Annotated in this window: 14 protein-coding genes; 12 read left to right on the top strand and 2 right to left on the bottom strand. The window is 47.8% G+C overall.

The features are described 5' to 3' along the window. Positions 1 to 70: 70 nt before the first annotated feature. The 4 genes from skT53_RS10410 (at position 71) to skT53_RS10395 (ending at position 6,883) form a co-directional block, all read left to right on the top strand. Positions 71 to 1,975, top strand: a complete 1,905-nt coding sequence (locus skT53_RS10410; RefSeq protein WP_200756658.1) for a diguanylate cyclase — start codon at positions 71 to 73, stop codon at positions 1,973 to 1,975. 247 nt (positions 1,976 to 2,222) lie between these two features. Next, positions 2,223 to 6,032, top strand: a complete 3,810-nt coding sequence (locus skT53_RS10405; RefSeq protein WP_200756656.1) for a dynamin family protein — start codon at positions 2,223 to 2,225, stop codon at positions 6,030 to 6,032. A gap of 106 nt (positions 6,033 to 6,138) precedes the next feature. Continuing rightward, positions 6,139 to 6,342: a nitrilase-related carbon-nitrogen hydrolase gene (locus skT53_RS10400; RefSeq protein ID WP_200756654.1), complete on the top strand. Its 204-nt coding sequence runs from the start codon at positions 6,139 to 6,141 to the stop codon at positions 6,340 to 6,342. A 160-nt stretch (positions 6,343 to 6,502) separates the two neighbouring features. Next, complete coding sequence (locus tag skT53_RS10395) at positions 6,503 to 6,883, top strand: hypothetical protein (protein WP_200756652.1); 381 nt, start codon at positions 6,503 to 6,505, stop codon at positions 6,881 to 6,883. A gap of 92 nt (positions 6,884 to 6,975) precedes the next feature. Here the strand turns inward: skT53_RS10395 and skT53_RS10390 are convergent, their stop codons facing one another. Next, the gene (locus skT53_RS10390; protein ID WP_200756650.1) at positions 6,976 to 7,815 is read right to left on the bottom strand and encodes a polysaccharide deacetylase family protein; all 840 of its coding nucleotides are present in this window, start codon (positions 7,813 to 7,815) and stop codon (positions 6,976 to 6,978) included. A gap of 69 nt (positions 7,816 to 7,884) precedes the next feature. Beyond that, the gene (locus tag skT53_RS10385; protein ID WP_200756648.1) at positions 7,885 to 8,274 is read right to left on the bottom strand and encodes a globin domain-containing protein; all 390 of its coding nucleotides are present in this window, start codon (positions 8,272 to 8,274) and stop codon (positions 7,885 to 7,887) included. A gap of 253 nt (positions 8,275 to 8,527) precedes the next feature. On the opposite strand from skT53_RS10385, the gene pepF reads away from it, so the two are divergent. The 8 genes from pepF to csaA all read left to right on the top strand — a co-directional run bounded on the left by pepF (position 8,528) and on the right by csaA (position 13,542). After that, positions 8,528 to 10,351, top strand: a complete 1,824-nt coding sequence (gene pepF / locus skT53_RS10380; RefSeq protein WP_200756646.1) for an oligoendopeptidase F — start codon at positions 8,528 to 8,530, stop codon at positions 10,349 to 10,351. Between the two features lie 301 nt (positions 10,352 to 10,652). Next, positions 10,653 to 10,754 carry a DUF5317 family protein gene (locus skT53_RS19180; RefSeq protein ID WP_404828853.1) on the top strand — a complete coding sequence of 34 codons (102 nt, stop codon included), beginning with the start codon at positions 10,653 to 10,655 and terminating at the stop codon, positions 10,752 to 10,754. Continuing rightward, positions 10,735 to 10,965 (top strand): DUF5317 family protein, encoded by a 231-nt coding sequence (locus tag skT53_RS19175; RefSeq protein ID WP_404828852.1) that lies wholly within the window; start codon positions 10,735 to 10,737, stop codon positions 10,963 to 10,965. The genes skT53_RS19180 and skT53_RS19175 overlap by 20 nt, the downstream gene beginning before the upstream one ends. Before the next feature lie 294 nt (positions 10,966 to 11,259). Beyond that, positions 11,260 to 11,415, top strand: coding sequence for a hypothetical protein (locus skT53_RS10365; protein WP_200756640.1), 156 nt, complete (start codon positions 11,260 to 11,262; stop codon positions 11,413 to 11,415). Between the two features lie 14 nt (positions 11,416 to 11,429). After that, positions 11,430 to 12,128 carry a bifunctional diguanylate cyclase/phosphohydrolase gene (locus skT53_RS10360; RefSeq protein WP_200756638.1) on the top strand — a complete coding sequence of 233 codons (699 nt, stop codon included), beginning with the start codon at positions 11,430 to 11,432 and terminating at the stop codon, positions 12,126 to 12,128. A 126-nt stretch (positions 12,129 to 12,254) separates the two neighbouring features. Further along, entirely contained in the window at positions 12,255 to 12,878 is a 624-nt protein-coding gene (trmB, locus tag skT53_RS10355; protein ID WP_200756630.1) for a tRNA (guanosine(46)-N7)-methyltransferase TrmB, read from the top strand. A 36-nt stretch (positions 12,879 to 12,914) separates the two neighbouring features. Continuing rightward, a complete protein-coding gene (locus tag skT53_RS10350; protein ID WP_200756629.1) occupies positions 12,915 to 13,172 on the top strand; it encodes a DUF6154 family protein in 258 nt (85 codons plus the stop codon). Positions 13,173 to 13,212: 40 nt separating this feature from the next. After that, positions 13,213 to 13,542 (top strand): chaperone CsaA, encoded by a 330-nt coding sequence (gene csaA, locus skT53_RS10345; protein WP_200756627.1) that lies wholly within the window; start codon positions 13,213 to 13,215, stop codon positions 13,540 to 13,542. The last annotated feature ends 14 nt before the right edge of the window (positions 13,543 to 13,556 follow it).

The following is a 13,556-nucleotide window of genomic DNA, read 5'->3' as shown; positions in this document are numbered from 1 at the left end:
ATATAATGAAAGTCGCGCCACACATTTTGCACCACAGAATCGTTTACTTTACAGCAGAAGGGACTGCACAGTGTTGAAACAGTTGGAATTGCGAATTACGAACTTTCTGTTTCACATATGTACACGAGTCGATCAGGTGGAATCTCTGATAAAAAAGATCATGAGATTCGGCGTCTTTGCGTTGGATGCAAAAGGAGCTTGTTTCTTTATGTTTGACACGAAAACATCGCAGCCGACTAATTTGTTAACGTATAGACGGAAACAAACAATCGTTCCTTTTGCCGGACAAGAACTGCTGTCACTTGTAAACTCATGGAACAAACCCTGGATTCTGCATGAGGGCAACCTGTTGATTCCGTTTCATGTGGACGGAACCGTACACGCGGTGCTCTGTTTTCTGGAGATTCGCCAAGAGGGCCATCTAAACAGCCGGTCGGCTGACAGAATTGTGAAAAGTTTATGCGACTATTACACGCTTGCGCAGACGATGCGGGAACGAGCCGTCTATAACAAGATTTTACGCGATATAACGATTATCATGACGCAATTTTATAATTCAGAAGAGATTGTCAGTCACATGATGCAGAAGGTGTTTCAGGCGACAGGCGGTTTTTGTCATGTGATGCTGCTCGACCGGCAGGAGCAAGCGCTGCTGCCCACCTACGAATATCATTCACCGAATCGAAAACGAAAGATTACGATGCCCAAATTGACGATGCAGGAAGATCTTATTTGGGAAGCAATCGGCCAAGGCAAAGCCGCTTTTGTTGAGAATGCCGACCAGTTGCCGTTGGTGAATAAGAAATTCTGTCACAAAAACGGTATTCAAAGGTATCTGCTGCTCCCGTTAACCATTCAGGAACAGCCGATCGGACTGTTGGTCGTTACTTTTGCGGAGGCCAAAGCGTTCCGTCAGATTGAAATCGAATTTTTTCGTCAACTATCCTATCAATTGAGTCATGTTGTAACCGCTGTCAGAACGAAAAAAGAGACATTGGAAGGCAAGTATTTGCAGGACAGGCTGATTGAAATGATGCGGGATATGACGAGCCGCACCCGGTTGCGGGACGTGCTGAACGATATGGTAGCGAAAACCTACCATCTGTTGGAAGAAAAAGTGGCTGTGTCCGTCTGGTTGGTCAACGAGAATAAGGATCGCATCCGCCTGTCGCTTGCGAAAGGCAATGAGATGATGCTCCTATTCAAAAAAGGGGTCGACTTTTCCCTTGAAGAACTGGGGAATGCTGCCATTTTGCAGGACCGCCTTTTGGAGGTAAGAGAGGAATCGAAGATCGGCCGATTTTTCAAGACGTTTGGCACCGTACGGTCGCTCGCCTCTCCCTTAATGGCTGGCAAAAATCTGGTCGGCATTCTATTCCTGCATGCCTCGGAAGATCACGAATGGTCGACTGGCGAACAAATTACGTTGTCGACGATTGGAACTCATGCGGGGCCGATCGTCAGCAATGTACAGTACATTCAGATGCTGGAAAAAGAGTCCAAGCTGGATGGACTCACGAAACTGTTTAATCGTCAATATTTTGAGAAAACGTTTGAAGAATACAGTGATCGTCATAGAATCCAGAAAAAGCCTTTTTCTGTCTTGATGATCGATCTGGACAATTTTAAACAGATCAATGACCGCTATGGACATACGATCGGCGACCGCGTCATGCGGGATGTGGCCGAAATCATGCAAACGGCCATTCGTGGAATGGATAAAATATTTCGGTATGGGGGAGAAGAGTTTTGCATTATTTTACCCTGGACACCGAAAAAACAGGCGGAGCAGGTGGCGGAGCGGATTCGGGAAACGGTCGAAAGGGCGGATATTAAACCGAATGTGACAGTCTCAATCGGATTGGCCAGCTTTTTGGAAAACTCCAACGATCCGAAACAGGTGTTGGAGATGGCCGATCACGCTCTATACGAGGCGAAAAGCAAAGGAAAAAACTGCGTGATTTCAGCACGGTAATCGACTCATCACCTCCGAAAAACACTGCGCCAGGAGACAGGGTTGCCGTTAAACGGCAACCCTGTCTCCTTCGCCGCTAGCTTTTACAGCGTGCAGGACCGTACGTGCAGCGTAAACGAAAGAAGATGTTTTTTGCCATCGCCCGCTTCACGTTGCACCTGTTCGCGAGTTGCGGTGCCCGTGTTCCGCTTTTATGATAAAATCTATCATCATACAAATGATTTCTAGATTGGGAGAAAACACACAGATGCAGACGACAGATTTAAGCAAGCTGGAAAACGCGTTTCAACAGGCGGGCGATGAACGAAGTGCCCGAAAACTGAGACAGTTGATCGATAAATTGGAACACGGTACATTTGTGATTGCGTTTTGCGGTCATTTTTCGGCAGGCAAATCGAGTATGATTAACCGATTGGTTGGCAGTCAGGTGCTGCCGTCCAGTCCAATCCCGACCAGTGCCAATGTGGTGACAATTGAAAATGGGGCGTCGCGGGTGGATGTTACCGGACGGGACGGATCTGTTTTTACAATGCCGGTATCCGATCTGGAGCGGTTGCAAGAATACGCGATAGATGGCGAAGCGATTGAAACGATTCGCATTCAGCACCCAACCGATTTTTTGCCGGAAGGGGTACAGGTGATGGATACACCGGGCATCGATTCAACAGATGATGCCCATAAAGTGGCGACCGAAAGCGCGCTTCATTTAGCAGACATCGTGCTGTATGTCATGGATTACAATCACGTGCAATCCGAAGTCAATTTCGGCTTTACCAAAACGTTGAAAGACCGGGGCAAAGCGGTCTGGTTGGTGGTCAATCAGATCGACAAACATAACGAGTTTGAATTGCCGTTTGCGGAGTACCAGCAAAGTGTGAAAGATTCGTTTGCCGCGTGGGGCATTGAACCGGATGGGATTTTCTACACTTCACTGAAGGAAAATGATCATCCGCAGAACCAGTTTGCGTTGCTGCAAGGTGGAATTGGAAATTTACTGGACAACCGTGACATTTTGATGAAATACAGCGTGATGCAGTCGGCCATCCATGTAATTGATGAGCATTTGGAACTGTATACGGCTCGCCATAACGGGGAGCGCAACCGTTTGATCGAGATTTTGGACAACATGGAGGAATATCAGCCGGGTGATACTGCAGTGCTGACCGTCTCGTTGCGGCAGAAGGCAGCCCGTTTGCAGGAAGAAATCCGCCAGTCGCAAGGCACAGCCGAACAGTTAAAAGAAGAGATGGAGCGGGATTTGTATTCGCTTATTGAAAACGCCATCCTGATCCCGTTTCAAACGACAGAGTTGTGCGGGCGTTACATTGAAAGCAGGCGTCCGGGATTTCGGGTTGGATTTTTGTTTTCAGGCGGCAAAACGGAACAGGAGCGGGAACGGCGGCTTAAGGAACTGTATGATGATTTTACAGGAAAAGTGAACGCCAATCTGGATTGGCATTTTAAAGATTTGTTAGTGAAGGTGCCCGAGCGGTTTGGCATTCGTGATGAGTCGTACGCAAACAGCGTCTACGCCCTAAAAATCGAACTGACGCCCGACATGCTGGCCGGATGGGTAAAAGAGGGTGCTCTTGCATCCCAGGAATATATGTACCAGTATGCGAAAGACATTTCAGCCGAAGTGAAAAGCATGTATCGGCGAACGGTTGCCGATTTTGTTCGGAAGGCGGTCAGCTTGGCAGAACAGGAATCGTCGAATGACGGTCAGGTGCAGCAAGCCGAATTGGCGGAAGTGAACCGCTATTTGCAGGCGGCAGAAGGATTGGAACGGCTGCAGCAGCAGGAACAGGCATATCGGAACGAACTGATCGGTATGTTAGGGGGAGAGCAGACAGACGGTTGGCAGCAGGTGGCAGAGCTTTATGCGGCAGAAGAACTGGTCACGGTAGGAATTGTTGAAGAGAAAGCAGCCGCTGCGGGGACGAGTGAAACAGTTGTTCCGCCAGCTGTTGCCGGGGTACAGGAATTGCGACCTGGCCATGCAGCGATGGATAATCCTTCGGTACCCGGAATTGTGGAATCTGAACAGAACCGTCAGACGTTCAAAGCGGCGCTGGTTCATATGGCGGACAAGCTCAAGACGGTAGTGGAAATGGTGCAGCCGATTCCCGGGTTTCATACGATGGCGGGCCAGTTGACAGAACGGGCGGACCGTCTGCGCCAAAACCTGTTTACCGTCGCTTTGTTTGGCGCTTTTTCAGCCGGAAAATCGTCGTTTGCCAATGCGATGATCGGGGAACTGCTTCTGCCGGTATCTCCCAATCCGACGACAGCCACGATCAATAAAATTCTGCCGCCGACAGCCGAATGGCCGCACGGGCATGTCCGTGTCAAACTGAAATCGGTTGCCGATATGGTGACAGACCTGAAAGCTTCACTGCAAATCTTTGGCCGGCAGGCAGACCAGGCAGAACCGGACGGATTCTTTGTTGAAGTGGAAAGAATCAGTGCGGAGCTTGATCCGGAAGCGGTGCCGCCGAATGCCAAGCCCCATTTTTCGTTCCTGAAAGCGTTCGCGAAAGGGATTGCGAATGTAAAGGACCGTCTGGGGCAGGAACTGCGTGTCGATCTGGTAGAATTCAAACAGTATGTGGCGCAGGAAGAGAAAGCCTGTTTTGTCGAGTGGATCGAGTTGTATTTTGATTGTGAACTGACGCGGCAGGGAATTATGTTGATCGATACGCCGGGCGCCGATTCGATCAATGCCCGTCATACCCGTGTTGCTTTCGATACGATCAAAAATGCGGATGCCGTTCTGTTTGTAACCTATTATAACCACGCATTCTCCAATGCGGACCGCGAATTCCTGATCCAGTTGGGGCGTGTCAAGGATACATTTGAGATGGACAAAATGTTCTTCCTGGTCAATGCGGCCGATTTGGCAGACGACGAGGAAGAATTGGCCGGTGTGGTCGCGCATGTGCGGAAAAATTTGTTATCATGCGGCATCTCACAACCACGTATCTATTCCGTGTCGAGCCAGATGGCGCTGTTGGCCCGTTTGCAGGAAAAAGGGCTACTGCCGTCGACTGCAGATCGCGTGTACCGTAAGTTAACGAAGACGGCGGAAAGTGAGCCGCTGCCAAGTACAGCGGATGCGGTTGGATTGTCCGGCATTGCCCAATTCGAGCGTGATTTTATCACGTTTACAATTGAGGAGTTGACAGAGGTCGCCATCCAGTCGGCACAGGCGGAAATTCGCCGCGCCTTGTCAAGTTTGCAAGAACTGATTGAAACCGCTATGGCAGATGAGTCGGTCCGCAATGAAAAACGAACCCTGCTGGAACGTTCTCTGCAAACGGCCAAACAGGCTGTGGCAGCGGTAGAAAGCGACTCGGAACAACGTTCGATTGAAAAAGAAACGGACGAATTGATTTACTATGTAAAGCAGCGGATGTTTCTTCGGTTTTCCGAAGCGTTTAATGAATCGTTCAGTTCGTCGGTACTGCGGGACGATGCAGGTAACATAAAAAAAATATTAATTAGCTGCATGGACGAACTGATCCGTTTCCTCGCGTTTAATGCGGGCCAGGAGATGCGCGCCACCGCGCTGCGGGTGGAAAGACAAGTAAATCACGCCGCCGGGCGAATGTTTGAAAAAATGGATGAAGCCGTTCGAATCCATCTGCCCGGTTGTCAGTTGAATCCGTATGAGAAACTGTCATGGCCAGTTCCCGAGTTTGAGGAAGAATTGCCAGGCGCAACTGTGGAGCGGTTTGCAGGTGCATTGTCACTCTATAAGAACGCGAAGGATTTTTTTGAACGGAACAGCAAAGTGAAAATGCGGGATGAGTTGGAAAAGTTAATGCAGGAGCCAGTCGATCGCTATTTGTCGGCAGCAACCGACTTGCTGAAACAAACATACGGAGAACGGTTTGTTCAGGTGGTAGAAAGGTTAAAGCAGGCAGTCCAAAACGAGGCAGATGAGTATGCAAACGGTCTGTTTGCAGCCCTTTCGATGAAGTTGGACATGGCTGCCCTGCGGCAGACGGAACATCGAATTGCCAAGTTACAAGTGTCACATTCACAAATCGATTAACTTTCTGAAAATTTGAAGGGTGTTTGTAACCTTAGATCGAATGAATCACTGGGAATGATGATTGTCTTCGGTTGAAAAACTATGCAACTCGTGGAGATGATGGCGAATGTTTTATAGTAGTTTTCCCGAAATAAAAGTGGCCGCGATACAGTTGCAACCAGTGATAGGGGATGTAAGCGCCAATTTGTCGCCTTGCGAAAAGCTGGCAGACGAAGCTGCGGCGAAAGGTGCACAGTGGATTATCCTGCCCGAGTTTTACAACGGGCATGGGCTTCGACGAACGAATCGTAAATGCGGTATTGCCTCCTGATGGTGAAGCAACGAGTTTGTTGGTTAATCTGGCAAAACGACATCACGTAATTGTTGGAGGGTCTTTTCTATGTCGCGATAAGGATGAACATGTTCGCAACGCATTCTTCCTCGCTTCTCCGGACGGATTCTTGGGGCGGCATAATAAGGATTGACCAACCATGTGGGAAAACTGTTTTTATGTAGGCGGAGATGATGACGGTATAATTGATGTACCTGACATGGACATGACGGTGGGTTCTGCATTATGCTGGGAATTCATGCGCTCCCAAACGGCACGCAGACTGCGTGAGAAGGTGGATCTGGTAGTCGGCGCTCCCGTTGTCCATGCCTCGCATTGTGGGTCTATTGAATGCGCCATGCCCTGGTTGCCGGTACGCTATCGTGGCTACTACGAAGCGGGAGCGATGATTGTAGACGCGGAAGGACGCATATTAGCCTCCCGAAATCGTCATGAGGGGACCGGTATCGTCGTAGCGTATGTGGTCCCCGGTAGGCGCCCGGCAAATCCGTGCTGTACCCGATCATTTTTGGCTGCATAAGCGAGGACTTATTCCGGCATTTGCATGGACGTATCAACGCTGGCATGGTCGTCGCTGGTACCTGAAACATATGGCGGGTATGTAAACGCTTATTAAGGCATGTCAGGCAATGTTGGTATCGGCAAACTCTGCTTTTCCAATAGTGTTTGCACCGTTACAAATTCATACCCTTCTGCCTGCAGTTGATCGATCATCTGAGGTAATGCTTTCAGGGCGCCATCCAGTTTACCTCGGCGGCTCAGTGAATGCAGCAGAATGATGGCGCCTGGCGACACCTGTTTGTGGACATTGGAGAGAATTTGTTGATCGGAAAGCCCACGCCAATCTTCCGTATCGACTGACCAGTCGACCACCCGGAACCCCAGCTGATGAAGCAGGCCGACATTGGCGGCTGTCAAATCTCCATAGGGAGGGCGGTAGATATCCGGTCGCAGGCCGGTAATACTCTCTATGGTGTCTTCCGCTTTCGTCAGTTCCTGCACAATCCGATCATCGGTCAATTTGGGGATTCTTGCATGGCCCCAACCGTGGTTCCCCAAGGAATGCCCTTCTTTCACAATCCGCTTTAACACAGAGGGATGGCGTTTGGCCGTCATGCCCACAACGAAAAAAGTGGCTTTCACATGTTTTTGGTGAAGAATTTCTAAAATCTTCGGAGTGTAGTAATTGTCGGGTCCGTCGTCAAATGTGAGAGCCACACGTTTTAAAGAGGAGTCGCCTTTGTAAAAAACTACGCCAGGAAACTGATTTTGCAGATTCCGCATTTTCGTTTGGTGTTGCATGGCAGGTTTCGATAGAGGTTGATTCGTCAACTGCTTATTGTTAAAAAACGGGGACGAATCGAGTGGGGAAGAAAAACCCCCGGACGGCATACATGCGGTGAAAAGAAACAGGAATCCGGTCGTCAGGAATGTCGTTCGCTTGAATTGCATTTTTGACCTCCGATTGTAGTCTGCATACGTTTCGGTAGTATACGGATTCCCTTTTTTACTTATTCCCCGTCAATCATTATTTGTATTGACCATATGATGTGCCGTTTGGACAAGCCGCTGCCAGATAAACTCGCGGATATCGCCTTTCAGTTGAATATCATCCATTGCGCTTTGCATGCAGGACAACCAGGCTTCCGCCCGTTTTGGAGTAACGGGAAACTTCAGGTGGCGAGCACGCAGCATCGGATGTCCGAATTCTTGACTGTATAAAGAAGGACCCCCAAGAAATTGGGTCAAAAACAAGTATTGTTTGCGTTCCGTTTCTGCCCAGTCACCGGGAAAAATCGGAGCCAGATCGGGATGTTTTCTCACCCGTGCGTAAAACGCTTTGACCAATTTTCGAATGGTTGCTGCACCGCCGATTTCTTCATACGGGGTGACGTTTGGATCGAGGTTCATAACGGGCATCCTCCTGATATTAACTATGCATAACTTAATTTCAACACAGTCTGATTTGCAATGCAACCGGTAGAATCGCAATACCGTTCTAAAAAGGCTCCTGTTCCGCATATAATAAACGCCAACAAGTGTCAGGCACAACTAGGCTTCGCCTGCGCATTGGCTTGGCGAAAGCCAAGTTTTCTTTATGTTATAATGAGGAACGATTGGGACATAATTCAAAAATTGAAACCAAGAGGAGGTTATCATACATATGGCAAACACACCTGCCACCCACAAACTCCCGAAACGAAGCGAACTGCCGGATGAAATGAAATGGAATTTGGAAGATTTGTATCCTTCTATCGCGGAATGGGAAAAAGATTTTCAAGAAATTAAAAAAAAGGTGGAGAAACTCCCCGCATTCGCCGGAAAATTGGGGGAATCGGCCAGTGTTCTGTTGGAGTGTCTGAAGACAGAAGATACAATCAGTGAGAAAATGGGCCGTCTATACGCATATGCCCGCATGCACCGGGATGAGGACAACGGGAACGCGGAGTATCAAGCGTTGACAGATCGGGCTGCCACACTTAGCGTCCAGGCGTCGAGCGCTTCTTCTTTCATCACCCCGGAGATATTGAACATTCCGGCCGATAAACTGGAATCGTTTATCAAACAGGAATCGGGGTTGGAATTGTACCGGTTTGCATTGGAAGAAGTGATGCGAACGAAAGAGCATGTGCTAAGTCCGGCGGAAGAGCAGATTTTGGCGGAAGTGGGCGAGTTGGCGCAGGGACCAGGGACTATTTTCAGCATGTTAAACAATGCGGATATCAAGTTTCCGGTCATCAAAGATGAGAACGGCCAAGAGGTGGAATTGACGAAAGGCCGGTACAGCCAGTTTTTGGAGAGCCAGGACAGGCGGGTCCGGAAAGATGCGTTTGAAGCGATGTACGCTACGTACGGAAAGCAGAAGAATACGCTGGCAGCCATTCTCCAGGCGAATATTAAAAAAGACGTTTTTTACGCTAAAGTTCGAAAATACCCTTCCGCCCGCGCAATGGCGATGGATGCGGACAACATCCCGGTTTCTGTATATGACAATTTGATCGATACGATACATAAGTTTCTCCCGGAAATGTACCGGTATGTTCAACTTCGCAAGAAACTGCTTGGCTTAGACGATCTGCATATGTACGATTTGTATGTGCCGATGGTCAAGGATGCGGAATTTAACATCACCTATGAGGAAGCGAAACGGACAGTGGCGGAAGGATTGGCTCCGCTTGGCGAGGAGTACGGCAAAATCCTGCAGGAAGGATTTAACTCAGGATGGATCGACGTACACGAAAATGAAGGGAAAACAAGCGGCGCGTATTCATGGGGAGCCTATGGAACCCATCCGTTTGTACTGTTGAACTGGCAGGATAACCTGAATAACATGTTTACGCTTGCGCATGAGATGGGGCATGCGATGCACTCCTATTTTACCAACCGGACACAACCATTCGTCTATTCGGATTATACGATCTTTGTGGCGGAAGTGGCTTCCACCTGCAATGAGGCGTTAGTGTTGCAGCATTTGTTAAAAACGACAGACGATCCACGCAAACGGATGTATCTGATCAACCATGACTTGGAGTCGTTCCGGACCACTGTTTTCCGGCAAACCATGTTCGCTGAGTTTGAGAAAATTACGCATGAAAAGGTGGAAGCGGGTGAACCGCTTACACCAGAGTCTTTGTCTCAGATTTACTATGACCTGAACGTTAAATACTACGGAACGGATATCACAGTGGACCGGGATATCGAGTTGGAATGGGCGCGCATTCCACATTTCTATTCGGCGTTTTATGTGTATAAATATGCGACCGGCTTTTCGGCGGCGACAGCATTGTCCCGGCAGATTTTGCAGGAAGGGCAGCCTGCGGTTGAGCGCTATCTCAATTTCTTAAAAAGCGGAAGCTCCGATTATTCGGTCAATCTGCTGAAAAAAGCAGGCGTGGATATGACATCGCCAAAGCCGGTAGAAGATGCGCTGAACGTGTTCAAACAGCGGATTGATGAGATGGAGCAGTTGGCCGATCAGATAAAATAGGTGTCGGTGCAATCGACAAAACGGCACGGTTCAGTGTCGAAATGAATCGAAAGAATAGTATTTGTGCAAAAAGGGTCTCCTTATGAAGGAGGCTCTTTTCGTTTCTTTCCGAATTCGTCGGGATTCTACAAAAAGTGTAAAAATTATTTTGCATCTTACAGAGTTCGACAGTTTTTTCAGATTCGGCCAACTGCGTTATGGCTTATAGTACTGGCATTTTTGCTGCAATATGGTATTATGTTGGTAAACAATAGGTTAGCTTGGTTAGGCATTTTAATGAGTTATGCAACATTGATGTCCTTTGCCTTTTTTGAACCGGTTTTACAGCGGATTTCCATTCATCATCGCAGGTATTGCCATGAATTTTATCGTAATGGCGGTGAATGGGGGGAATGCCTGTTGACGTTGAATTGGGCAAACATATTGCAATGTCAACCCAGACGCATCTTAACTTTTTGGGGGATATTTTTTACTTGCATGCCCCATACCCGCATGAAACACTTGTAAGTTTAGGGGACATTGTCTTAAATGTAGGGGGATTTATTTTTATCCAAAAGATGATGGTAAAGAGGAGACCTCCCATTAAAGGGAGTGTCATGGATGGTACAGCGTAAGTATCCATTAACGAATTTATTTGTTTTGGTTTGCTCTCTTACTTTTGCCTATTTATTCTATTTGAATTTCCATATGCTAAGCAGGCATGAATGGGTGGTAATTGTCACGTTGGTTGGCATTGCCGCCCTTTTTGAAATTCGTTTCCTGGAAATGCCTTCGGGTGGACAATTTTCCCTGATATCTTCGCTCTTATTCACTGCGGGGGTGCTCTATGGGAGTTTGACCGTCTTTTTTATCTTGCTTTTTTGGCGCTGATCTTAATCATTAACCGGCCTGTCAGATGGTATAAAGGATTGTTCAATTGTGTGCAGTATGGAATCAGCGCCTATTTTGCGTTGCAATCGTATCAGGTAACGGGCGGCGTTATAGGGGATTTTCAGCTGGAAAGTTTATTTGCGTATCTCTCGTACGCGATCGTATATTTTTGTGTAATTCCTGTTTATGTTTAACCTATGTGTTTCTGATGGATCGGAAACAACTAAAAGGCTATTTTAGTTCTTATACAGACGGAAAGAATTTGCTTGTCTATTTTACGTTGATGACATTCGGGCTTTTAATGTCAACCGTTTTGCAGTATGAAGGGTTGGCGGGTGTCATCCTGTTTGCGATACTTCTGTGGTGTATGGGCATCACCTACCACCAGTACTACGACATGTACAACCACTTCCGGTCATTGGCTGTCAAAGATGAATTGACAGGCCTTTATAATCATCGGTATTTTCAGGAGCGGTTACAGGAACTGGTGGATAAGGGGAAGACGCTTTCTCTTCTGTTGCTTGATCTTGACTATTTTAAAATGTATAACGACATGTTCGGGCATCCGGAGGGGATTAAAGAATTGACTCCTTGTCTGTCGATGATTCGGTCTCACCATGAACGGTATGACGGAAAAGGGTATCCGGACGGATTGGCCGGAACAGATATCCCGCTGTGGGCAAGAATTTTGACTGTTGTCGACAGTTTTGATGCGATGACCACCAATCGGCCCTATCAGAAAACCAAAACGATGGCGGAAGCGATTGAAGAGTTGCGCCGTTGTTCAGGAACTCAATTTGATCCTCAATTGGTGGAACCTTTCATCGAAGTGATAAAAGAATTCCAGATTCAATCAGAAAAACAGGAAGCCGTTTTTGAAGTACACACTCCTTACTTTGAAAGATAAATTGATTTTGGCTCTTGCGTTTCCGCAAGGGTTTTCCTATTTTATAGGATAAGGGTTGTTTGGGAAAGATTTGCATATGGCTGGTGAAACAGATGAGAATACGGGGTAAAGAAAAAAAAACGGGCGTTGTATGAGCAGGTACTGCATGAATTTGTGCAAAATCCTGCAGAGTACCGGGGGCAATGGAGAGAGAAAATGTTCGGCAACGACGCTCCGTTGCATATCGAATTGGGAACCGGACGCGGGCGTTTTATTACGACCATGGCGGCGATGCATCCGCAGATCAACTATATTGGGATCGAACTGTTTCCGGAAGTGATTGTACGGGTGTATCAGAAAAAACAGCAACTGCAGGTGACAAATTTAGCGTTAATCTGCATGGACGCAGCGAATATACTGGAAGTGTTCGAGGATCAGGAAGTCGACCGGATTTATTTGAATTTTAGCGACCCTTGGCCAAAGACAAAACAAGCTGACAAACGGCTGACTGCAAGGCCCTTTCTTGATAAATACCGTCAGATTTTAAAACGGGACGGAGAGATTCATTTTAAAACGGACAACAGAGATTTGTTCGATTTCTCATTGGAAATGATGGAGGCAGCGGGATGGCAGCTGAAAAACGTCACCTATGATTTATGTAACAGCGATTTTGAAGGAAATGTGATGACGGAGTACGAGGAAAAGTTTTCGCAGCGGGGTGTTCCAATTTGCCGTTTGGAAGCGACACCGCCGACCGAAGTGGAGAGATAGCTTGCAATTTATGATAAGAAGGACGGGGTGTCGCTGATGAAATTTGTGGACCAACTTTATGAGCTCTATAAGAACCAACTGACTGGCGACGAAGAGGATGTGCTGATTATTGTATCGGGTATCCTGTCCGACCTGAATCGGGAAGAAATGGTAAAATTGATTGAGGACATGGAGCAAGAGGAAATTTTCCAGATGCTTGGGACGTACATGGTGGAGAAATTACGGGTAAAGTTGGTAGAAAAAGGGGCGGGCGTGCCGATGGAGGCCGCTCCTCCCGATGGTCATCTTCACTGATCTGTGCGCGAGCCTGCCTGGAAACGGTGTGGAGGTTGCAATGGCAACGATTGATGATTTCGTAAAATTGGATATTCGAATCGGTACGGTCATCGCGGCGGAGCATTTTCCGGAAGCCCGGGTGCCAGCCATCAAACTGCAGATTGACTTCGGGGAACTGGGTGTGAAACGATCAAGCGCTCAAATTACCAGACGGTATCGACCAGAAACATTGGTTGGCAGGCAAGTGGCAGCGGTTGTCAATTTTCCGCCGCGAAAGATAGCCGGTTTTTCTTCCGAAGTGTTGGTGTTGGGCGGCATTCCGGGAGAAGGAGATGTCGTTTTGTTGAAACCGGATGAGTCGGTTCCCAATGGGACGCCAATTGGCTGATCCTGCCGTTTTTG

This window comes from Effusibacillus dendaii (assembly GCF_015097055.1).
Lineage (GTDB): Bacteria > Bacillota > Bacilli > Tumebacillales > Effusibacillaceae > Effusibacillus > Effusibacillus dendaii.
This window is presented reverse-complemented; position numbering and strand designations above follow the sequence as displayed.